Origin of the sequence: Echinicola pacifica DSM 19836, assembly GCF_000373245.1 — a bacterium.
GTDB lineage: Bacteria > Bacteroidota > Bacteroidia > Cytophagales > Cyclobacteriaceae > Echinicola > Echinicola pacifica.
Window position 1 is genome coordinate 91,378 of record NZ_KB890750.1, and the last position, 21,288, is coordinate 112,665.

Annotated in this window: 21 protein-coding genes and 1 riboswitch; of the genes, 16 read left to right on the forward strand and 5 right to left on the reverse strand. The window is 43.5% G+C overall.

All coding sequences use genetic code 11. The annotated features are described in order from the left end of the window. The first annotated feature begins 189 nt into the window (after positions 1-189). From B050_RS0111175 to B050_RS0111215, 9 genes are all read left to right on the forward strand, one after another. The gene (locus B050_RS0111175; protein WP_026235814.1) at positions 190-1,440 is read left to right on the forward strand and encodes an alkaline phosphatase family protein; all 1,251 of its coding nucleotides are present in this window, start codon (positions 190-192) and stop codon (positions 1,438-1,440) included. A gap of 364 nt (positions 1,441-1,804) precedes the next feature. Then, positions 1,805-1,905: riboswitch (TPP riboswitch) on the forward strand. Between the two features lie 55 nt (positions 1,906-1,960). Further along, complete coding sequence (thiS, locus tag B050_RS0111180; RefSeq protein WP_018474002.1) at positions 1,961-2,167, forward strand: sulfur carrier protein ThiS; 207 nt, start codon at positions 1,961-1,963, stop codon at positions 2,165-2,167. 11 nt (positions 2,168-2,178) lie between these two features. Then, a complete protein-coding gene (thiC, locus tag B050_RS0111185) occupies positions 2,179-4,050 on the forward strand; it encodes a phosphomethylpyrimidine synthase ThiC (protein ID WP_018474003.1) in 1,872 nt (623 codons plus the stop codon). After that, the gene (locus B050_RS22335; RefSeq protein ID WP_018474004.1) at positions 4,047-4,643 is read left to right on the forward strand and encodes a thiamine phosphate synthase; all 597 of its coding nucleotides are present in this window, start codon (positions 4,047-4,049) and stop codon (positions 4,641-4,643) included. Before thiC ends, B050_RS22335 begins: the two co-directional genes overlap by 4 nt. Before the next feature lie 24 nt (positions 4,644-4,667). Continuing rightward, positions 4,668-5,315 carry a thiamine phosphate synthase gene (gene thiE, locus B050_RS0111195; protein WP_018474005.1) on the forward strand — a complete coding sequence of 216 codons (648 nt, stop codon included), beginning with the start codon at positions 4,668-4,670 and terminating at the stop codon, positions 5,313-5,315. Further along, positions 5,299-6,063 carry a thiazole synthase gene (locus B050_RS0111200; protein ID WP_018474006.1) on the forward strand — a complete coding sequence of 255 codons (765 nt, stop codon included), beginning with the start codon at positions 5,299-5,301 and terminating at the stop codon, positions 6,061-6,063. Before thiE ends, B050_RS0111200 begins: the two co-directional genes overlap by 17 nt. Next, positions 6,060-7,181: a 2-iminoacetate synthase ThiH gene (thiH, locus tag B050_RS0111205; RefSeq protein WP_018474007.1), complete on the forward strand. Its 1,122-nt coding sequence runs from the start codon at positions 6,060-6,062 to the stop codon at positions 7,179-7,181. The genes B050_RS0111200 and thiH overlap by 4 nt, the downstream gene beginning before the upstream one ends. Beyond that, positions 7,171-8,250: a molybdopterin-synthase adenylyltransferase MoeB gene (moeB, locus tag B050_RS0111210; protein WP_018474008.1), complete on the forward strand. Its 1,080-nt coding sequence runs from the start codon at positions 7,171-7,173 to the stop codon at positions 8,248-8,250. Before thiH ends, moeB begins: the two co-directional genes overlap by 11 nt. Before the next feature lie 259 nt (positions 8,251-8,509). Next, positions 8,510-9,469 carry an aldo/keto reductase gene (locus B050_RS0111215; RefSeq protein WP_026235816.1) on the forward strand — a complete coding sequence of 320 codons (960 nt, stop codon included), beginning with the start codon at positions 8,510-8,512 and terminating at the stop codon, positions 9,467-9,469. An 82-nt stretch (positions 9,470-9,551) separates the two neighbouring features. On the opposite strand, the gene B050_RS0111220 is transcribed toward B050_RS0111215, so the two are convergent. Further along, entirely contained in the window at positions 9,552-9,968 is a 417-nt protein-coding gene (locus B050_RS0111220; protein WP_018474010.1) for an OsmC family protein, read from the reverse strand. A gap of 278 nt (positions 9,969-10,246) precedes the next feature. Between B050_RS0111220 and B050_RS0111225 the strand changes: the two genes are divergently transcribed. Next, positions 10,247-10,654 carry a group III truncated hemoglobin gene (locus B050_RS0111225; protein ID WP_018474011.1) on the forward strand — a complete coding sequence of 136 codons (408 nt, stop codon included), beginning with the start codon at positions 10,247-10,249 and terminating at the stop codon, positions 10,652-10,654. Positions 10,655-10,662: 8 nt separating this feature from the next. On the opposite strand, the gene B050_RS0111230 is transcribed toward B050_RS0111225, so the two are convergent. The 4 genes from B050_RS0111230 to B050_RS0111250 all read right to left on the reverse strand — a co-directional run bounded on the left by B050_RS0111230 (position 10,663) and on the right by B050_RS0111250 (position 14,842). Then, positions 10,663-12,132, reverse strand: coding sequence for an SLC13 family permease (locus B050_RS0111230; protein WP_026235818.1), 1,470 nt, complete (start codon positions 12,130-12,132; stop codon positions 10,663-10,665). A 793-nt stretch (positions 12,133-12,925) separates the two neighbouring features. Then, positions 12,926-13,192: a hypothetical protein gene (locus tag B050_RS0111235; protein ID WP_018474014.1), complete on the reverse strand. Its 267-nt coding sequence runs from the start codon at positions 13,190-13,192 to the stop codon at positions 12,926-12,928. A 147-nt stretch (positions 13,193-13,339) separates the two neighbouring features. Beyond that, positions 13,340-13,939 (reverse strand): tetratricopeptide repeat protein, encoded by a 600-nt coding sequence (locus B050_RS0111240; protein ID WP_018474015.1) that lies wholly within the window; start codon positions 13,937-13,939, stop codon positions 13,340-13,342. 87 nt (positions 13,940-14,026) lie between these two features. After that, positions 14,027-14,842 carry a 2,3,4,5-tetrahydropyridine-2,6-dicarboxylate N-succinyltransferase gene (locus B050_RS0111250; protein WP_018474017.1) on the reverse strand — a complete coding sequence of 272 codons (816 nt, stop codon included), beginning with the start codon at positions 14,840-14,842 and terminating at the stop codon, positions 14,027-14,029. A gap of 46 nt (positions 14,843-14,888) precedes the next feature. Here B050_RS0111250 and B050_RS0111255 point away from each other — a divergent pair, with 46 nt between their 5' ends. From B050_RS0111255 to B050_RS0111280, 6 genes are all read left to right on the forward strand, one after another. After that, the gene (locus B050_RS0111255; RefSeq protein WP_018474018.1) at positions 14,889-16,010 is read left to right on the forward strand and encodes a glycosyltransferase; all 1,122 of its coding nucleotides are present in this window, start codon (positions 14,889-14,891) and stop codon (positions 16,008-16,010) included. A gap of 599 nt (positions 16,011-16,609) precedes the next feature. Then, complete coding sequence (locus tag B050_RS0111260; RefSeq protein ID WP_018474019.1) at positions 16,610-17,278, forward strand: metal-dependent transcriptional regulator; 669 nt, start codon at positions 16,610-16,612, stop codon at positions 17,276-17,278. Further along, positions 17,275-18,195 (forward strand): metal ABC transporter solute-binding protein, Zn/Mn family, encoded by a 921-nt coding sequence (locus B050_RS0111265; RefSeq protein ID WP_018474020.1) that lies wholly within the window; start codon positions 17,275-17,277, stop codon positions 18,193-18,195. Before B050_RS0111260 ends, B050_RS0111265 begins: the two co-directional genes overlap by 4 nt. Continuing rightward, on the forward strand, positions 18,192-18,980 hold the full coding sequence (locus tag B050_RS0111270) for a metal ABC transporter ATP-binding protein (RefSeq protein ID WP_018474021.1): 789 nt from the start codon (positions 18,192-18,194) through the stop codon (positions 18,978-18,980). Before B050_RS0111265 ends, B050_RS0111270 begins: the two co-directional genes overlap by 4 nt. Position 18,981: 1 nt before the next feature. Then, positions 18,982-20,274, forward strand: a complete 1,293-nt coding sequence (locus B050_RS0111275; protein WP_018474022.1) for a metal ABC transporter permease — start codon at positions 18,982-18,984, stop codon at positions 20,272-20,274. After that, a complete protein-coding gene (locus B050_RS0111280; protein WP_018474023.1) occupies positions 20,271-21,167 on the forward strand; it encodes a metal ABC transporter permease in 897 nt (298 codons plus the stop codon). The genes B050_RS0111275 and B050_RS0111280 overlap by 4 nt, the downstream gene beginning before the upstream one ends. The last annotated feature ends 121 nt before the right edge of the window (positions 21,168-21,288 follow it).

The window sequence follows — 21,288 nt, forward strand, 5'->3', positions numbered from 1 at the left end:
ATCTTTACCATTGCGCTGCTGGCAGAAATAAATTACTTTTGGTCAGGAAAAAAGAGCAGGTATATATCCTTTCCCTCAAAGAAATCCATTTAATCTCACCCCAAAAGCCTTTCTTTAACTGGTGTTCATAACTTATTGTATGTTAATTAGTTATGTATTCATTATCTCTGATATTTAATTGCATAAATCATGAGTAAATTAGCTGCCCTTATGCTAGGGATTTGCCTGGTATCAAACCTTTCTGTATCCGCTCAATCCACGCAGCAATACGTTTTACTAATATCTTTAGACGGGTACAGGTATGACTATACTGACCGATTTGAACCCCTCCATTTAAGGCAGTTTTTGGAATCAGGAACTAAGGCTTCAGCTATGATTCCTGTCTTTCCCTCCAAGACTTTTCCCAATCACTATTCAATAGCTACTGGCATGAGAACCGCCCATCATGGGCTGGTTGATAATTTATTCTATGACCCGAACCGCGATCAGGTATATAAGATTGGCAATCGAGAGGCCGTTCAGGATGGCAGCTGGTATGGGGGAACGCCTCTTCGGGTCCAGGCAGAAAAGAATGAGCTCCCCGCAGCCAGCTTTTTCTTTATAGGTTCGGAGGCGGATATTCAAGGGATAAGACCTAGGTATTATTTCGATTATGATGGTACGGTGAGCAATCAGGAAAGAGTATCCCAGGTGCTTCAATGGTATGAATTGCCGGAAAAGGAACGCCCAAAATTGATTACACTTTACTTTTCAGATATAGACGATATTGGCCATCGCTATGGACCAAATAATGAAGAGAAACTCCAGGAAGCTATTCATAGCCTAGATAAGGAGCTGGGAAGATTATTTGAAGGGATTAAGGAAACTGGCTTACCCATAAATACAATTTTGGTTTCAGATCATGGGATGACGGAGATTCGGCAAGATCGCCTCATCAATATCCAGGAAATGCTGGAGCCATTTGACCTGAAATATTATAATAATGGAGCATTAGCACATCTTTACCTAGAAGACCCCGCAGACAGGAAGAAGGTAAAGAAGGGCCTAAAAGGATTGGAAAATATCAAGCTAGTCCATCCTACGAATAAGAAATACTATGGAAAAGGGCCTCAGCAATTTGAAGATCGAATGGGTGATTTATTGGTAATCCCTGAGGATGGCTACTACCTGGTGGAAACATCTGGGTTCATAAAATACCAGAATAGAGCAGCTATGTTTAAGGCCGAAGCTTTTGGAGAGCATGGATTTCATCCTGATAACAAAGACATGGGAGCGATATTTTATGCTAATGGTCCAGCCATTAGAGAAGGTATGGAAATAGAGCCTTTCGAAAACATCCATATTTTCCCATTAATCTGCGAAATTCTCGGCATTCCAATTCCAAAGGAAATTGATGGTGATCTCTCTGTATTGGCTCCCATTCTGAAGGTGCACCAATAGCATGAACCGTAAAGTGTTATGTTCTGATCTTTAGTTACTTATTCCTTGTTATTTGCATGAGTGTTGGCCAGTAATAGGGTGCAGGTATACCTTAATCAACTTTAGTATAATTGAGCATACAGATCATGGTTTTATGAGCTGAATTGATTATTCCTATAGTAAAAGAGTAAATATCATTGGTATTTCAATTAGAATGCTTTGGTCATAGTGATTGATTTTTACTTGGAGGTAATAAAGTATAGAGTTTAAGCAGCTTTTTATTGAAGCTAGTTTTGTGATAAATAGGCAGATACTTATTTCAAATTTAATTTTTAGGTCATAATACTTTTGAATCTGCATTAAGATGATACCTTTGTAATCACGTAACAGACTTTAGGGGTGTTCTGATATTTATATCTGGACTGAGACATACCCTCCGAACCTGATCCCGGTAATGCGGGCGAAGGGAAAAGTGAAGCGTCCTTCCGACAGATTATCTTCATTCCTGAAGTTTTTTTATTCAATTCTAAATTTTACAACTATGAAGTTGCTCCTAAACGGTGAACCTATTGTTCATGGCGACGGGGAAGCTACCTTATCAGGAATGCTCAAAAGCCAAAAGATTCAGGCCTCTAGAGGAATCGCTATTGCGATCAATGATGAGGTAATTCCCAAAAACCACTGGGAAGATCATGCCCTAAAAGAAAATGATCAGATACTTATTATTAAGGCCACCCAAGGAGGATAATCACATTAATTATGAAGGAATTAAGCCAAGAAAACATCAGTAATTACATCACCACTGCGCCATTTCCAAATTCCAGGAAGGTCTATGTGGCTGGAAAAATCCATCCGATAAAAGTGGCAATGAGGGAAATATCCTTGCACGATACCGTATCTCATTTAGATCGTCATCAGACGGTGGAGAAAAATCCTCCAGTGACGGTCTATGATACCAGTGGTCCTTATACCGACCCTGGCATCCAGATAGATGTAAAAAAGGGGCTCCCTAGATTGCGGGAGGAATGGATCCGTGAATCCGAGGATGTGGAAGAGCTCCAGCAGCTCAGCTCTCAATATGGGCAAAGAAGGTTGGATAATCCCTCTTTGGAAAAATTCCGGTTTGACCTACTTAAGAACCCTTTGCGGGCAAAAACGGGAAGAAATGTCAGTCAGATGCATTATGCTAAGCAGGGCATCATCACCCCAGAGATGGAGTATATCGCCATCCGGGAAAATCAGAAGATAGAAGAGCAACAGCAGCTGACTCAGCAGCATCCGGGTGAAAACTTCGGTGCTAATACCCCTAAAAACCTGATCACAGCCGAATTTGTAAGAGAAGAAGTCGCGATGGGAAGGGCAGTAATCCCTGCAAATATCAACCATCCTGAGGCAGAGCCGATGATTATTGGCAGGAATTTTTTGGTGAAAATCAATGCCAATATTGGTAATTCGGCGATAGGATCCAGCATAGAAGAAGAGGTAGAGAAGGCAGTCTGGGCTTGCCGATGGGGAGCGGATACGATCATGGATTTGAGTACTGGGAAGAATATTCATGAGACCAGAGAGTGGATTCTTCGCAATTGCCCCGTTCCCATCGGGACGGTGCCTATATATCAGGCCTTAGAAAAGGTAAATGGAAAGGCAGAGGATTTGACATGGGAGCTATTCCGGGACACCCTGATAGAGCAGGCGGAGCAAGGCGTGGATTATTTCACCATCCATGCGGGCGTATTATTGAGGTATGTACCTATGACCGCCAAGCGGGTAACTGGAATAGTATCCAGAGGCGGCTCTATCATGGCAAAATGGTGCTTGGCTCACCATAAGGAAAATTTCCTCTATACCCATTTTGAGGAGATTTGCGAAATTATGAAAGCCTATAATGTCACATTCTCCCTGGGAGATGGACTTCGACCAGGCTCCATCGCAGATGCAAATGATGCCGCTCAGTTTGCCGAATTGGAAACATTGGGAGAGCTGACTAAGATCGCCTGGAAGCATGATATTCAGACAATTATAGAAGGTCCTGGGCATATTCCTATGCATATGATCAAGGAGAATATGGATAAGCAGCTGGTAGAATGTGGGGAGGCCCCGTTTTATACTTTGGGTCCCTTGACCACGGATATTGCTCCGGGATATGACCATATCACCTCCGGTATCGGAGCGGCGATGATCGGATGGTATGGCTGTGCAATGCTCTGCTATGTGACTCCTAAAGAACACCTGGGATTGCCAGATAAGAAGGATGTTAAAGATGGCGTCATCACCTATAAGATCGCCGCTCATGCAGCCGATCTCGCAAAAGGTCACCCTGGAGCTCAGCATCGAGATGATGCCCTAAGTAAAGCACGCTTTGAATTCAGGTGGGAAGATCAATTTAACCTGTCCCTGGATCCTGAAACTGCCAAAGCCTTTCATGATGAGACACTTCCAGCAGACGGCGCTAAGGTCGCTCATTTCTGTTCTATGTGTGGGCCGAACTTCTGTTCTATGAAAATCACTCAGGATGTAAGAGATTATGCTGAGCAAAATGGACTCGATTCTCAGGAAGCCATTGATAAGGGAATGGAAGCAAAGGCCTCTGAATTTTCTGAAAAAGGAGGGGAAATCTATCTTAATCAATGATTTCATTGATTGCTATATCGGCCCCCGATGCGCAGCCAAATGAGGTGCAGACCTTTATTTCCTTATTGGAAGTGGGGCTGCACCGACTTCATATCCGGAGACCTGACTGGACTAAGCAGGAATTGATACAGCTATTTCGGGAGATTCCTGAGAAGTATTTTCCTCAGATCAGCTTACATGGTCATCATGAAATCGTGAGCGAGCTGAGCCTTGGCGGCAGACATTATAAAGGTCATCAGCAGCCAAAAGAAGGAAAGGAAATGATCAGCAAGTCTTGTCATTCTCTGGACGAATTGGCTCCTGAGCTAAATACCATTTTGGATTACGCGTTTATCAGTCCAGTATTTGACAGCCTTTCAAAGCCCGGATATAACACCGGATTTTCTTCGGTAGCGCTTCATTCCTGGCTGGAAGAAAATAAGTGGAAGCTGGACTATGAAGTCTTTGCCTTGGGAGGTGTCAGCCCAAAACACCTGAAGGCGCTTAGTAGTATGGGCTTTGATGGAGCGGCAATTCTGGGAGGAATATGGAAAGAAAAAAATCATCTGGCCCGTCTTAAGGCCTTTTGCGCCTATTTAGAGGAAGCGGGGTAATCATTTGGATAAAAATAATATACTATGAAGGCTTCAATATCATCATTACATTATATAAGCCCTAATCTCAATCATCCACAGGATTATATTAGCGCTATTGAGCGGTTTTGTGAATCAGGAGGAGATTGGGTGCAGTTGAGGATGAAGGATTTTCCTAAATCTATCATTCTAAAAACTGCCCAAAAAGCGAAAAGTGTGTGTGATCGCTACGCGACAAAATTGATCATCAATGACCATGCAGAGATCGCTAATAAGGTCGGGGCTTATGGCGTCCATGTTGGCAAGGATGATCAAAAAGCGCATGAAATCCGCGAACGATATGGGGATAAGCTAATAATTGGATGTACCGCCAATACCCTGGAGGATATATTATCTGTGGCCGATAGCGCCGATTATATTGGTTTAGGACCCTTTCGATTTACAGAAACCAAAAAAAATCTATCTCCAGTTCTTGGCCTGAATGGCTATTCTGAGATGGTCAGCGCTATGTCCCAGCGTGGGATTAACCTACCTGTCATCGCCATAGGGGGAATAGCAAGGGAGGACCTGTCCTCCATCAGTGAAACAGCGGTTCATGGCGTCGCTGTAAGCGGCTTGCTACACTTCTCGAAGGATCAAAAACAAGAAATTCAAAACATTAAAAACCACTTTACCTATGCTAACCATCGCTAATAAAACATTCCAAAGCAGACTTTTTACGGGTACTGGAAAGTTTCCCAATTATACTTCCATGCAGGAAGCTATTAATATCTCTGAGTCTGAATTGGTGACTGTGGCGCTAAGAAGGGTGGATATAAAAGGAAAATCGGACGATATGCTGGCCCATCTTTCCCATCCTCGCATCAACTTACTACCCAATACCTCCGGCGTACGAACTGCCAAGGAGGCAGTATTTGCAGCTAAACTTGCCGCCGAAGCACTAGAAACGAATTGGGTAAAACTGGAAATCCACCCTGATCCAAAATATTTATTACCCGATCCAATAGAAACGCTCAAAGCAACGGAGGAGCTGGCAAAGCAGGGATTTATAGTCTTACCTTATATCCATGCAGACCCAGTTTTATGCAAGCGCCTGGAAGAATGCGGCGCTGCGGCGGTGATGCCGTTGGGTTCACCTATTGGTAGCAATAATGGACTAAAAACCATTGATTTTCTGAGGATTATCATTGAGCAAAGCAATATCCCAGTGGTGGTGGATGCTGGGCTGGGAGTGCCCTCCCATGCCGCCGCCGCCATGGAAATAGGAGCAGACGCGGTGCTAGTAAATACGGCCATCGCCGTGGCCCAGGACCCTGTAAGGATGGCCCGAGCCTTCAGGATGGCGGTGCAAGCAGGAAGGGAGGCGTATGAATGCGGTCCCGCTGCGGCCAGCACTCAAGCCCATTCCAGTAGCCCACTTACAGAATTCCTTTCCCTATGATAGCGTTCAAAGACATCCTCGATCAATACCAACCAGAAGAAATCCTACACAAAATAAAATCAATAACCAGCAGGGATGTGGAGCAGGCACTCGCAAGCCCCAATCGCAGTATATGGGATTTTCTAGCCTTGATTTCGCCAGCTGCTGCTCCTTATTTGGAGGAGATGGCGGTGAAAAGTCGCAGCCTCAGCCTGCAGCGCTTTGGGAATAATATGCAGCTTTTTGCCCCGCTATATTTGTCCAATGAATGCCAGAATATCTGTACTTACTGTGGTTTCAGTCTTGATAATAAGGTGCGAAGAAAGACCCTCAGCGATGCAGAAATACTGAAAGAAGTAGAAGTGCTCAAATCCATGGGTTTTGACCATGTATTACTGGTGACAGGTGAGGCTAATAAGACCGTTGGTTTGGCTTATTTAAAAAATGCCATTAAATTAATCAAGCCCCATTTTGCAAATGTAAGCATGGAGGTCCAACCATTGGATCAGGAGGAGTATGAGGCGCTGATCCCCGAAGGGCTGCACAGTGTATTGGTGTATCAGGAAACTTACCATCGGGATACCTATAAAATCCACCATCCGAAAGGGAAAAAGTCGAATTTCGATTATCGATTGGAGACTCCCGACCGACTCGGAAAGGCGGGTATTCATAAGGTAGGACTGGGGGCACTGATAGGCTTGGAGGATTGGAGAGTGGATAGTTTTTTTACGGCTCTTCACCTGCAGTATTTGGAGAAAAAATATTGGAAAACTAAATATGCCATTTCCTTTCCTCGATTGAGGCCATTCAGTGGGGGCCAGGAACCTAAGGTCGTGATGACTGATAGGGAATTAGTTCAGCTGATCTGCGCCTACCGACTGCTGGATCCAGATGTGGAGCTATCATTATCCACCCGCGAAACCGAGCACTTCAGAAATCACGTGCTCAAACTGGGCATTACTTCCATGAGTGCAGGCTCCAAGACCAATCCAGGAGGCTATGCGGTAGAACCTCAGTCGCTGGAGCAATTCGAGATTTCTGACGAAAGAAGCCCCGAGGCCATTGCCTCTTTATTAGTGAAAAATGGATATCAACCCGTTTGGAAAGATTGGGATCAGGCTTTACAATATGCAGAATAATAGGGATAGTCGATATTCACGACATTATCAGTTAACGAGTTTTGGCCCTTCAGGGCAAGAAAAATTATCTCAAACCAAAGTGTTAGTTATAGGAGCAGGGGGGCTGGGATGTCCTGTTCTGCAATACTTAGCGGCTGCGGGAATTGGTAAATTGGGGATTGTGGATGGAGATCAGGTGGAGCTGTCAAATCTCCAGCGGCAGGTACTTTATAGTGAAATTGATCTGGGCCTTCCCAAAGCGAGGATAGCGGCTCATAAGCTCAAGCTTATGAATAGAAATATAAATATAGAGGTTTACGAGGAATTTTTGACGAAGGATAATGCTCAGGAAATAGCTGCAGAATATGATATAATCGTAGATGGATCGGATAATTTTGCCACCCGTTATTTGGTAAATGACCTGTCGCAAATGCTCGGTAAACCCTTAGTTTTTGGGTCGATTTTAGGCTTTGAGGGTCAGGTTAGTGTATTTAATTATGGTCCAAACTGCCCTAGTTACCGATGCGTTTTTCCCGATCCACCAGCGCCGGCAGATAGCCCAAGCTGCAGCGAGGCAGGAGTAATTGGCGCCTTGCCGGGAATAATAGGGAGTTTGCAGGCGATGGAAGTTATAAAAATTGCCTCAGGAATCGGTAAACCCTTAGCGGGAAAATTATTGATTTATAATGCTTTAGACAATAATCAGTATAAGATCAAATTATCTCAATCTACTGATATTAAGAAGATTAACAGTCTTGATCAAAAGGAATACTTCTATCATTGCGAATTTGATAATCATGAAATTGCGGCAGAGGAATTCCTCCAAAATCAAAATCAATGGGAGGGAAGACTTATTGATTTGCGGGAAGCGCACGAGAGGAATTCGGAATTAGAAGTTGGACGTAATATTCCATTCAGTGAGCTGGGAGAACGAAAGGAAATATTTAGTGAAATCGTTGATCCCATATTGATCTGTCAAACAGGGAAGCGGAGTCAGGCGGCTATCAATTTTCTCCATTCCGAAGGGCTCCTGAACCTATATCATATTAAAGGAGGATGGGACGAGCTGAGCAAATTAGCTGATAAATAGAGGTTTTTTGGTTCGCTAATTGCTTATTCATAGCGTAATATGGTATTTCCAAGACTGCTTATTCTTATTTGTCACCACAAACTGACATATATAAGATTCTAAGGAACTTTTACAGGCAAATTATCATTGATAAGGCAGCCCATTAAACGAGATGGAAAAGCAGTTTATCCACAGGAATTGACAATCCTAATGCATTCTAGAGATGGGAGGATACCGCTAGGAATAAATCAATGTTTAAAATCAACATTTTCAACTAATTATGAAAACACTTTCATTTAAGAACGGGGACACCATGCCCATTTTTGGATTAGGAACATGGCAATCAAAGCCCGGAGAAGTATATGACGCCATTTTAGAGGCCATCCGTGTGGGGTATAGACACTTTGATTGTGCTTATATTTATCAAAATGAAAAGGAAATTGGGGATGCTTTTGCGAAGGCATTTGCAGAGGGCACAGTAAAGAGAGAGGACTTATGGATCACATCCAAGCTATGGAATGACTCTCATAAGCCACAGGATGTCTTACCTGCCTTGGATAAGACCCTAGCAGATTTACAACTAGATTATTTAGATTTATACCTTATTCATTGGCCATTGGCATTGAAAAAAGGTGTCAGTTTTCCTTCGCAGAAGGAAGATTTTGAATCGCTGGAAGCCATCCCTTTGTCCAGCACCTGGACGGCAATGGAAGCGCTACAAGCATCCGGAAAGGTAAAACATATTGGAGTATCCAATTTCAATATTAATAAACTTAAGGAGATCCTAAGATCTGCTAAAGTGAAGCCGGAGATGAACCAAGTAGAGATGCATCCTTTCCTTCCTCAACAAGGCTTGGTAGATTTTTGCCATTCCGAAAATATCCATTTGACTGCTTATGCTCCCTTAGGAGCAGCCTATAGGACTCAAGGTGAAAACGGCGTGGACTTACCCATACTATTGGAAAACGAAAAGGTGAAAGCCATCGCAACTAGACTTAACGCTAGTCCAGCACAGGTGGTTTTGGCTTGGAATATGCAGAGGGATATCGCGGTGATTCCCAAGACAGTAACCCCACATAGGGTAGAGGAAAACTTTAAGTCAACTTTATTAACCCTTAGTCAGGAAGAGATGAATGAATTGAATCATTTGGACGGTCCTCATAGGTTTACTGATGGTAAACTTTGGACCAATTTTGATTCACCGTATGAGATGGCTGATTTTTGGGAAGAATATAATTAGGATTCCTAATTCAAAAGATCATAAAAAAAGCGCAGGTAAATCTGCGCTTTTTTTATTTCCTCCAAAGTCAAAAAATGATTACTTAGATCAGTTCAGCATCGAGTGTGATTTTGGTATTAAGTAGTACTGAAATAGGACATTCAGTTTTAGCTTCATTGGCTGCAGCTTGGAAATCTTCTTCAGAAATATCAGGAACAGAAGCTTTCAGGTCCAAGTGAGCTTGAGTGATTTTGCCGTCTTCCATGGTGATGGATGAGCTGGTATCGATATTAGAGGCGGTAAAACCCTTTTCGGCCAAGACGAAACTAAGCTTCATGGTAAAACATCCCGCGTGGGCTGCTCCGATTAGTTCCTCAGGATTGGTTTGTGCTCCACCTTCAAATCGGGTTTTGAATGAATAGGGGCTATTATCTAAGACCTTAGTTTCCGTGCTTACAGTACCTTTTCCTTCTTTACCACTGCCTTTCCAGTTGGCTGATGCTTTTCTTGTAAATTTCATGATTGATTGTTTATATGGTTGAAAATTATGTTTAATATTGAAGCAATGACCTTACCAAAACCTAAAAGAAATAATAATATCTCAATACTTATTCCTATACTATAAATATTCTCTAAAAAAAATGAGAATTTGCCTGTCTATAGTGATTTTCTATTGTTGACGTTCTTCTCTTAATAGGATTTATTATTTTTCCGCCTGGAAAAAGAAAAGGAGCTAGGTCAAAAGTGAAGGCTGGAAACAGAGCAATGGGAGAGTGTTGAGGAATAAATCAAGAAATAATGAAATCAGATATTCAAAATCGAGAAGATATAGAAACGCTTGTACATACTTTTTATGGCCAAGTGCGGCAACATCCTAGGCTAGGGCCTATTTTTAACGGAATTATCACCAATTGGCCGGAGCATTTGGAGCGGTTATGTGATTTTTGGGAAATGATATTGTTTCAGTCAGGACCGGGGAAGAATAAATTTAACCCGATGAAAGCCCATAAGATGGTGGATCAACAAGTTGGAAACACCATAGACCAAGTTCATTTTGGAAATTGGCTAGAATTATGGTTCAGCACTTTGGATCAGCTGTTTGAGGGCAAGGTGGCGCATCATGCCAAGGAACATGCGCGTAATATGGCAGGCATTCTCTTCATGAGAATTTACGAATCCCGATCGGAAGACCGACCTTCAGATTAAGGATATGCCTAAAAGGGGTAAGTTTGAAGGTCTATGTTCCATAATATTGGAAGCAGGTAATACACGAAAAGGCTAATGAAGAGAATAGAAAGGATATTCATCCACAGCCCAGCTTTGACCATATCGGGAATGGTAAGGTAACCACTTCCGAAGACCACTGCATTGGGTGGAGTGGCAACGGGGAGCATAAAAGCGCAGCTAGCCGCCATGGTGGCGCCGACCATCAGCGCATAGGGATGGACGCCCATTGCCATGGCCACAGATCCCAGGATAGGTAAAAGCATGGATGCGGTGGCCACATTAGAGGTGATCTCTGTAAGGAAGTTTACCGATGCCACCACGATAAATAGGAAGATGAGGAAATGTATGCCTTGTAAGGAGGCAAAATGGCCGCCTAACCAAGAAGCAAGGCCAGTTTCCTTAAAGCCGGCGGCTAAGGCTAATCCACCGCCAAAAAGCAATAAAATCCCCCAAGGAATACTTTCGGCTGATTTCCAGTCCAGCAAGCGCTTATTTCCCTTATTAGCGGGGAGGATAAATAATAATAATACGCCGATAAGCGCAATAATGGTATCATCCAAAAAGGGTAGGAGCTCACCGAGCAAAAAGCCCCTGGAAATCCAACAAAAACTTACTAAGCTGAATACTGCCAAGACCCGCTTTTCGGGTATGGATATTTTTCCTAAAGCGTCCAACTGACTTTGAATTTCTTCCTTGCCACCAGCTAGAGCTAGATTTTTTGGGAAGGGGTAAGCGTATCTTACCAAGTACCACCAGCAGATGCCTAGAAGCCCCAGGGAAATAGGAAGACCCACCATCATCCATGAGGCAAAACTGATCTCGATTCCATATAGTTCTTCTACGATTCCTGCAAAAACCAAATTGGTTGGCGTACCGATAATCGTGGCCATGCCCCCAATGGAGGCACTATAAGCGATGGACAGCATGAGAGCTTGCCCGAGCATGTTTTCGGTGATATTAGCATGGTTTTTTAGTCCATTAGCCAGCTGATGGACCACGGCGATGGCGATGGGAAGCATCATAAGGCTGGTGGCCGTATTTGAAATCCACATAGAAAGGAAAGCTGTGGCGATCATAAAGCCCAGTACAATCATGCGGATATCGGTACCGATCATTTTGATTATGGTAAGTGCAATTCTCTTATGCAAATGCCATTTCTCAATGCTTACCGCGATCATAAATCCCCCCATATAGAGAAGGANTTTGGGGTCGGCATAGGAACTTGCTGTTTGTTCCATACCTAAAGCACCCGTCATCGGTATGACCACTAGAGGCAAAAGTGCTGTAGCAGCGATGGGAATGGCCTCACTAATCCACCAGGTGGCCATCCAAATCGCTAATGCCATGATGGCTAATGCCTCCTGTGATAAACCCTCGGGTTTAAAAAAAAGAATAATAAGTAAAAATGCCAATGGGCCGGATACCAGCCCGAACCGTTTCCACAGCGAATTGTTCATAAAGTCAGCAGCGATAATACCTGGTCAATCCACTAAATCCTAGCGTATTGACATTAGATTGTTTTTCAATAATAGCAAATCTTTCTATAGATGCACAATGAAAGTAAATTTTAGATGCATTCTATACTGAATTACAAGAAGAGGATAAGTTAGTTTAGGCATTCTAAATTCCAAGGGAAGCCTTTATTTACTTTCAAGTATAATGTGGAGAGATATACGACCCCGTCGGGGTCGAATTAAATTAAACCAATGCCTGTATGCTATAAACATTTGACCTCTTCGAGGTCTGGATTTCTTCATTTGTGATCTTTTGTATTCATAATGTGGCCATTTTTGTTCTTGACAGATTCACGTGATTATAGCCAAGGATTATGAGGCTAAGGCTATTTTTGATCCCCAGGGGATCACATGTTTATAGCCGAGGATAATGTGGAGAGATATGCGACCCCGTCGGGGTCGAATTAAATTAAACCAATGCCTGTATGCTATAAACATTTGACCTCTTCGAGGTCTGAATTTCTTCATTTGTGATCATTTGTATTCATAATGTGATCATTTGTGGTCTTTATAGTTACACGTGATTATAGCTAAGGATAATATGGAGAAGGCTATTTTTTATCCCTTTACGAGCTAATATAAAAGGGTAGTATTAGATGGCACATAAGATAATCTTAAGTGATAAATAAACTCTATTTAACATAATGTAAATTATATAACAATAGGTTCGAATCTATCTCAAGACAGCAAGCCAATCTATAATCGGTACATTGGTCGATTATGAATACCTGGGGTTTTAGGCTAAGTCCCAGCGGTTGATGCGGGATTCGGAATAGAGATCGTAAACGGCGACCAGGCCTTCCTGGCCAGAGTTATTGGGGTACCAATCGTAGGCGGCGATCTCATCACGCGTTTCGACATACACTGGCTGGTAGATTTCTTCATGTGCATTCCAGACCACCAAGAGATAATTATAGCATATCTTCTTCTCTCGGCCTGACACCAGCCAGTTTTCAAAAAGTGCTTCATCAAGCGCTAAAGGGTAATCTGAACTATCGAACATAAACTGATATTTTATTGAAGAGGTCTTGCCTCAGCGTAATGATTCTCGATTAAGCCATAAGAAGCAAAATAAAAAGGAAACAGCCCAGAAGATTGCTCCTCTGCTGTTTCCTTTTTAATGATTTTCTTTGACTACTATAACTTATAATTACTTACAATATTCTTCCATTGCCTCGTCTGCCTGGGCATAGCCGAGTTTTGAGGCCTGCTTGAAGTCGTCGCAAGCGCCACGCTTTTTCTTCGTCGCATATTTTAGAATTCCCCTATAATAAAAGGCCTGCCCAAATTTCTTGTCCTTCTCGATTGCGGCTGAATATTCCTTCATCGCTTCCTCTGTATTGCCAATCTGGTGCAGTGCTCGAGCTTTCATAAAATACGCCATGGCAGGTGCTCCAGCCACGTTGGTCGCATATTCTGCATAGAGTAATGAGCGATCAAATTTCTTTTGCTTCTGATAAACATTGGATAAGGCGAGCATGATCCTGGTATTCTTTTCATCAATCTTATACCCTGCCTCAAAATCCGCACTAGCCGATTCCAAATCGCCTAACTCCTCATAAGCACGACCTCGAGTATAGAGGGCTTCCACATTCTTGGGGTCTGTGCTGAGTTTATCCGTTAGGTATTCTACCGCCTCAGTGTAGTTTCCTTGTTTAAAATACTTTTGTCCCTTGCCTTCACCTGGCTCCGAACAACCCGAAAAAAGGGCTGCACCTAAGCACAGCCCGATAATTACTTTTTTCAACATGCCAATTTATTATTTAAAATTCCTTTTCAATGTTCTCCCCTTGCCTGAAAGCAGAGCGGAAAACGGTCTTGAAATATGGAAATTTCCTTAGACGGCTACGTTGTTTTCTCGCAATGCCTCATTGAGGGAGGTTTTCTTATCTGTAGAGGCCTTTCTTTGACCAATGATCAGGGCACAAGGAACCTGAAATTCTCCAGCAGCAAATTGCTTAGGAATAGATCCCGGGATTACCACTGATCTTGGCGGTACATATCCTCTATATTCTTTAGGCTCATCACCAGTCACATCGATGATTTTGGACGATGCAGTAAGTGTGACGCCAGCGCCAATTACGGCTTCTTTTCCGATACGAACACCTTCTACGATGATGGCTCTGGAACCAATGAAAGCTCCATCTTCAATGATCACTGGTGCCGCCTGTACTGGCTCCAATACTCCGCCGATACCAACGCCACCACTCAGGTGAACATCCTTACCGATCTGAGCACATGATCCTACGGTAGCCCAGGTGTCCACCATTGTGCCACCGTCCACATAAGCGCCGATGTTCACATAGGATGGCATCATCACCACTCCACTTGCAAGAAATGCGCCATAACGAGCCACGGCATGAGGGACTACTCTTACGCCTTGCTTAGCATAGTCCTTTTTTAGGGCCATTTTATCATGAAATTCAAATGGACCCACCTCAATGGTGTGCATCTTTTGAATAGGGAAATAAAGGATTACTGCCTTTTTGATCCAGTCATTTACCTTCCATTCGCCATCTTCCAAAGGTTCAGCCACACGGATTTTGCCTTTGTCCAATTCTTCAATCACCGTTTTGATGGTGATCTGTACCTCTTTTTCCTTCAACAATTCCCGGTTATCCCAGGCCTTTTCAATGATAGTCTGTAATTCCATAAATTTATATTAGATTCGCTCTGTTTGTTACACCTTAAAATTTGATATGAAAAAAAGGAATATTGCCATTTGTTCTGTCCTGAAACCCCTTAGAGATTCCAGAGGATTTTACAAACTCGCAATTTCACTCCGTGAAACAAATAAATACCGTATTAACATCATAGGATTTTTAGAAAAAAATACCCCTAAAGAGGAAAATATTGAATTTACCGAAATCTTTTCCCAACATCGACTCCATCCCAGTCGATTATTGGCCCCTTGGAAGGTGCTGCAGCAGTGGCGGAAATTCAAGCCTGAGCTTATCATTATCTCCACTTGGGAGCTCCTAATAATTGCTAGGATTTATAAGCGATTTCAGCCCTGCAAAATTATTTATGATGTGCAGGAAAATTATTCTTTAAATATCAAATACAATAAATCCCTGCCCTCGCCACTGAGGAAATTGGCGCAATGGTGGGTGCAAAGTGTGGAAAAATTCAGCAAACCAAGCATCGATCATTACCTGCTCGCCGAAGCCTGCTACCTAGAAGAACTAGCACATTTTCGACCTGCTACCTTAATAGAGAATAAATATAATGGAGCAATTAAGCCTGGAGAAAGGAAAAAATTAAGGCAGGAAAACCTTCATTTTCTAATTTCGGGAACCCTCTCTCCGGCGTATGGTACCACTGATGCGATTCGCTGGTTTGTAGATTTAGTGAAGGATTATCCACAGGCAAAATTGAGCATTATTGGACATTCGCCTCTAGCTTCCTATAGCTTGGAGATAGAAGAATTGTGTCGTGGGCAATCCGAAATCACCAGTCATATCAGTCCTCTTCCCGTCCCAAAAGCGTCGATAGAGCAGGCCATTTTGAGGGCCAATGTGCTCCTTCTGCCATATCATATTTACCCTTCCATAGCGGCAAAAATACCTACAAAACTCTATGAAGCTTTGGCTAATAATAAGCCAGTGGTCCTTTCAAAAAATCCCGTTTGGGAAAACATTATTGATGCATATCCGGCGGGAATAGCGGTTGATTTTTCCTCCAAAAACACGCACAAAGCTTCTATAGAAAAGCTTCTATCTACCAGATTTTTTGATCACCCAGTAGGCTCAGAAGTCTCCTGGGATTCTGAAGGAAAGAAGCTTATTTCATTAGTAGAAAAGCTTCTCTCAAATCGCTAAAACTCTAGCTTCATTCAGCCCTATTTTAATCTGTATTTTTCTCCCATTTAGGGCGCTGGCAAGGGCCCTGATTTCTCTGCTTGCTATAGCTTAGGTTTATGTATTTTTTCGTGGAATTATCGCGAGTTCGGTTTCCTTGGATTCCCTTATTTTGCACAAGTTTTACATTTATTTCCCTTGAAGGCAAGCGGCTAAGATTTCTTACCTGATGTTAATTGAATGAATTCATGGGCCTACCTATGCTGCCATAATCCTTCATGAGGAAGGGGTAATTTTTATAAACTTCAATCTATTTACCCACTAATCCACCACAGATACTTATCCACATTTTCGGAATGTGTAAACTGAACCTATGATTTTGGAAACTTTGGCTCTCCCGGAAACCCCTCCAAAAACAGGCTTGTGGATAAGTATATAAGTAATTGTAAAACAATATATTACGAATAGATTTAGGTGTAAACGTAATTAATATTTAGATAAGGCTAAATGGGTAATCACAATCTATTTTTACTTATCCACAGCAGATTTAGTATATAACGTAATATTTTTTTAGTACAATCTAAATTACTATATTTGAGGAAACATAGAAAAACCAAGGCATGTTAGTATTGACCTACGCTGAAGAAAATTATCTTAAGGCCATTTATCATTTGAGTGAAGGTGGCCAACATAACGTCTCGACGAATGATCTATCGAAGGAGATGAAAACCAAGCCGGCCTCGGTAAGTGATATGCTCCGTCGCCTATCCGAAAAAGAGGTGATCAACTACCGGAAATATTACGGTGTCACCATCACGGAAATGGGCAAAAAAGCCGCCCTACAAATCGTCAGAAAGCACCGCCTCTGGGAAGTGTTTTTGGTGGAGAAATTAATGTTCAGTTGGGACGAGGTCCACGATGTCGCTGAAGAGCTAGAGCACATCAAATCACAGTTGCTCATCCAGCGTCTGGATGACTTCCTTGGCAATCCAAAATATGACCCACACGGTGACCCCATTCCTGATGAATATGGAGATGTCAAAAGTCGTCCTCGACTTCCACTAAATGAAATGGAAATCCAGGAGTCCGGGCAGATCGTGGCAGTGCGTGATAGCAGTGCAGCTTTCCTCCGCTACCTCGACAAGGTGGGTGCCTATATTGGGGCTCGGGTGAAGATTCTCGATAAGGTGGAGTTTGATGGTTCGTTGGAGATTTTGGTAGATAATAAAAAGAACCTGTTTATGTCTAAGGATGTAGCGGGAAATATATTAGTAATACAGACTTCATGAAATATAGCTTCCTGATAGTACCACTGCTGCTCATTACTCTATATTCATGCAAATGGAATGAAGAGGATGAAAAGTCGAAATTCAGAATTACAACCACCACCAATATAATGGCCGATGCGGTCAGGAATATTGTGGGTGACAGTGCAGAGGTCACCCCTGTCATGGCCATTGGGGTGGATCCCCATTTGTATAAGGCTTCCCAGAGGGATCTTGATTTGCTATTCGAAGCGGACTTGGTCATCTACCATGGTCTCCACCTGGAAGGAAAGATGGTTCAGGTCCTGGAGAAATTCTCCCGTACCCATCCGGTAATTGATGTTGGAGCTTCGCTCCCTCCCACCCTATTGATCGCTAGCCCCGATTATGAGGATACTAAGGATCCGCATATCTGGTTTGATGTCCAGCTATGGACCACTTCAATGAGGAATTTAAAGGATGAAATTATCGACAGAAAGCCTGAATGGAAGGAATATATTGACAAGAATTGGGCGGAATATGAGAGGCAACTGCAAGAATTACAGCGATATACCCAAGATCAGGTGCAGAGCATCACCAATGAGGGGCAGGTATTGATTACGGCTCATGATGCCTTCTCCTATTTTGGCAAGGCCTATAATATCGAGGTACGGGGTTTGCAGGGCCTTAGCACGCTTAGTGAACCTGGATTAAACGACGTTTCGAGGCTGGTAAGTTTCATTATAGAGCGGGATATCCGTGCTATTTTTATTGAGCAATCCATTTCTCCCAAGGCCATTAAAGCAGTGGTTGAAGGCTGTAAGCGAAAAGGCCATGCCGTGCAGCTAGCGGGCCCGCTCTATACGGATAGCTTGGGCGATAGCGATGGACCGGCTGGAACCTATGTGGGGATGGTCCGTACCAATGTGGATGAAATAGTAAATAACCTGAAAAGCAAATGATACAACATATAGAAAATCCGGTAGTTGAGGTGCATGATCTCATGGTAAGTTACGGACAGAATCCAGTACTTTGGAATGTGGATTTGAGTTTGCCAGCGGGTTCCCTGGTGGGGATTTTGGGTCCAAATGGCGCTGGAAAATCCACCTTAATCAAGGCCATCATGGGTTTGGTAGAGGCCAATAGCGGATACTCCAAGTTATTTGACCAGGAGTTGAACCAAGTCAGAAATAAGGTAAGCTATGTCCCTCAGCGTGAGTCGGTAGATTGGGATTTTCCGGCTTCGGCTTTAGACATCGTCATGATGGGTACTTACCACCACCTAGGACTATTGAAGCGACCAGGCAAAAAGGAAAAGGAATTGGCCATGGATTGTTTGGACAAGGTGAATATGAAAAATTTTGCCGGAAGGCAGATCAGTGAGCTTTCCGGTGGGCAGCAGCAAAGGGTTTTTATTGCTCGAGCCCTGGCACAGCAGGCAGAACTCTACTTTATGGATGAGCCTTTTGCGGGCGTGGATATGAGTACCGAAAAGGCTCTGATCGAATTATTCAGAGAGATGACTGCCGAAGGCAAAACTGTCATTGTGGTGCATCATGATATCTATTCTGCAGGGAAGTATTTTGACTGGCTGATCATGCTAAATATGCACCTGGTGGCTTCTGGCCCTACGGCGGAGGTGCTTACTGAGGAGCTATTGACTAAAACCTATGGTGGTAAGCTTTCCACCTTGGCAGATTTGGGTGAGATCATCAAGAAAAGTGGCTTCAACCCCCTAAAAGATTAATATGGAAGACTTCCTCTATTTCTTTTCTTTTCAAGATCCAAATGTCCTAATGGTGGTCATTGGGATTTCCTTGCTTTCGATAAGTGCGGCCATGGTGGGGACCTTTACTTTCTTGGACAAAAAAGCCTTGGTGGGAGATGCTATTTCCCATGCCGTGCTCCCGGGGGTATGCCTGGCCTTTATGTTTTCGGGAAATAAGAATCCCTATTGGATCGTTTCCGGGGCTTTCTTTACCGGGGCCTTATCGACCTATGTGATCTCATGGGTGGCCCGATATACTAAGCTGAAGGAGGACACGGTAATCGCTTCAGTGCTTTCCATTTTCTTTGGCGTAGGGATCGTGTTGATGACCCAGTTGCAGCAGACCGGTAACGCCTCGCTTTCTGGCCTGGACCATTTTATCTTTGGCAATGCCATCTCTATCGTCAGGGAGGATTTATGGGTTTACGGAGCCTTGGCCACCTGTATTATTGTGGTACTTCTGGTATTCTATAAGGAGTTTAAAGTAATGGTGTTTAACCGCTCCTTTGCGGAGAGCATAGGGCTGCCGGTGAAGCGGCTGGACTTTGTATTCAATTCACTGATGGTGCTAGCGGTGGTTACAGGCATTCAGGCCATTGGGGTGGTGCTCATGGCAGCCTTGCTGATCACCCCTGCAGCAGCTGCCAAATTCTGGACAGACCGCCTAAGCCGTCTTTTATTTTTGGCGGTGCTCTTCAGTCTGATCAGCGGTATTTCGGGAGCGTATATTTCATTCTCTCTTCCCCATATGCCCACCGGACCATGGGTGGTGGTGGTCTTATCGATCATCGCTTTTCTGTCCTTCTTCTTTTCCACTAAGAAAGGTATCCTGACCCGCTGGGTTTCTAGACGCAAATACCAGAGCAAAATCCATCGGGATCATATCCTGAAGGCCTTGTATCAGGCGGAAGAGCATGATAAGAAAGGATTACCCCAAAAAGACATTGTGGATAACTTTCCTGGCAAGGTGGTAAAGACCCATCGAACTTTGCGCCAGCTAAAGAAAAAGGGATATATTACCAACGACCGGGAACTGGTGGCTCTTACGAGCACTGGCAATTCGGAAGCCAAACGGATCGTTCGTCTGCACAGATTATGGGAACTATATATGACCGAATACATGAATATAGCGCCAGATCATGTGCATGAAAGTGCTGAGAAATTTGAGCATATCATCACACCTGAGCTAGAGCGACAGCTGGATAAGAGTCTAAATTTCCCTAAAGAAGATCCGCACCAATCCATTATTCCACGAGACCAGAACAAACCATGAGCTTTGACCAAAACGCCTTTATCATCATTTTGACAGGCTCCATGATCGCCATTAGCTGCGGTCTATTGGGTGCTTTCCTGATGCTTCGCAAGATGGCCATGACTGGCGATGCGATATCCCATGCGGTATTGCCTGGGATAGTCATTGCCTTTTTGATTTCCGGCAGCCGCCATGGCTTGACCATGGTGATAGGCGCTGGTTTGGTAGGCCTGATCGCCACGGCCTGTATCGAGTACCTCACCCAAAAGGTGAAATTGCAGTCAGATGCTTCTATCGGCATTACCTTCACCTCATTATTTGCCATAGGCATTATATTAATCACTTTCCTAGCCAACCAAATTGATCTGGATCAGGATTGTGTATTGTATGGGGAGATAGCCTATGTGCCCATTGACTTGTGGATCACCAAAGCCGGGACCATTATGGGGCCACGAACCACCTATTTGGCCGTGATCAATCTGGTATTGGCAATTGCCTTTGTCAGTTTATTTTATAAGGAGCTAAAGCTAAGCACCTTTGACCCGGAGTTTGCAGCGACCATTGGTCTGTCCACTGCTGGGGTCAACTATGGACTTATGGGCATGGTGTCTTATACGACGGTGAGTTCCTTCGAGGCGGTAGGCGCCATATTAGTCGTGGCCTTATTGGTGGTGCCCCCCGCCACGGCCTTTCTATGGACCAAAAATCTAAAGAAACTATTGACGGTGACCGCCATACTTGGCGTGCTGATTTCCTTTTTGGGATATTACCTCGCCTATTTACTCAATAGCTCGATCGCCGGCGCCATGGCCAGTGTGGCTGGTGTTTTCTTCTTTGTAAGTGTAACACTGAATCGCCATCAGATTCCTCGCATCAAAAGCAAAATGCGCAGGCTTCGCGAAGAAATGGCTTAAGCCAAGCCTTATATTAATCATGAATAGCATTTTCTACTGCGGATCTAAAATGATGAAATAGGTCCGCAGTATTTTTTCATTAGCCCAAAAACTTTTCATAGGTCCACCCTATTGGTTGATT

Excerpts from the sequence above, each read along its gene's own strand:
- B050_RS0111175 (WP_026235814.1), top strand. The coding sequence starts at position 190 with ATGAGTAAATTAGCTGCCCTTATGCTAGGGATTTGCCTGGTATCAAAC.
- thiS (WP_018474002.1), top strand. The coding sequence starts at position 1,961 with ATGAAGTTGCTCCTAAACGGTGAACCTATTGTTCATGGCGACGGGGAA.
- thiC (WP_018474003.1), top strand. The coding sequence starts at position 2,179 with ATGAAGGAATTAAGCCAAGAAAACATCAGTAATTACATCACCACTGCG.
- B050_RS22335 (WP_018474004.1), top strand. The coding sequence starts at position 4,047 with ATGATTTCATTGATTGCTATATCGGCCCCCGATGCGCAGCCAAATGAG.
- thiE (WP_018474005.1), top strand. The coding sequence starts at position 4,668 with ATGAAGGCTTCAATATCATCATTACATTATATAAGCCCTAATCTCAAT.
- B050_RS0111200 (WP_018474006.1), top strand. The coding sequence starts at position 5,299 with ATGCTAACCATCGCTAATAAAACATTCCAAAGCAGACTTTTTACGGGT.
- thiH (WP_018474007.1), top strand. The coding sequence starts at position 6,060 with ATGATAGCGTTCAAAGACATCCTCGATCAATACCAACCAGAAGAAATC.
- moeB (WP_018474008.1), top strand. The coding sequence starts at position 7,171 with ATGCAGAATAATAGGGATAGTCGATATTCACGACATTATCAGTTAACG.
- B050_RS0111215 (WP_026235816.1), top strand. The coding sequence starts at position 8,510 with ATGAAAACACTTTCATTTAAGAACGGGGACACCATGCCCATTTTTGGA.
- B050_RS0111220 (WP_018474010.1), bottom strand. The coding sequence starts at position 9,968 with ATGAAATTTACAAGAAAAGCATCAGCCAACTGGAAAGGCAGTGGTAAA.
- B050_RS0111225 (WP_018474011.1), top strand. The coding sequence starts at position 10,247 with ATGAAATCAGATATTCAAAATCGAGAAGATATAGAAACGCTTGTACAT.
- B050_RS0111235 (WP_018474014.1), bottom strand. The coding sequence starts at position 13,192 with ATGTTCGATAGTTCAGATTACCCTTTAGCGCTTGATGAAGCACTTTTT.
- B050_RS0111240 (WP_018474015.1), bottom strand. The coding sequence starts at position 13,939 with ATGTTGAAAAAAGTAATTATCGGGCTGTGCTTAGGTGCAGCCCTTTTT.
- B050_RS0111250 (WP_018474017.1), bottom strand. The coding sequence starts at position 14,842 with ATGGAATTACAGACTATCATTGAAAAGGCCTGGGATAACCGGGAATTG.
- B050_RS0111255 (WP_018474018.1), top strand. The coding sequence starts at position 14,889 with ATGAAAAAAAGGAATATTGCCATTTGTTCTGTCCTGAAACCCCTTAGA.
- B050_RS0111260 (WP_018474019.1), top strand. The coding sequence starts at position 16,610 with ATGTTAGTATTGACCTACGCTGAAGAAAATTATCTTAAGGCCATTTAT.
- B050_RS0111265 (WP_018474020.1), top strand. The coding sequence starts at position 17,275 with ATGAAATATAGCTTCCTGATAGTACCACTGCTGCTCATTACTCTATAT.
- B050_RS0111270 (WP_018474021.1), top strand. The coding sequence starts at position 18,192 with ATGATACAACATATAGAAAATCCGGTAGTTGAGGTGCATGATCTCATG.
- B050_RS0111275 (WP_018474022.1), top strand. The coding sequence starts at position 18,982 with ATGGAAGACTTCCTCTATTTCTTTTCTTTTCAAGATCCAAATGTCCTA.
- B050_RS0111280 (WP_018474023.1), top strand. The coding sequence starts at position 20,271 with ATGAGCTTTGACCAAAACGCCTTTATCATCATTTTGACAGGCTCCATG.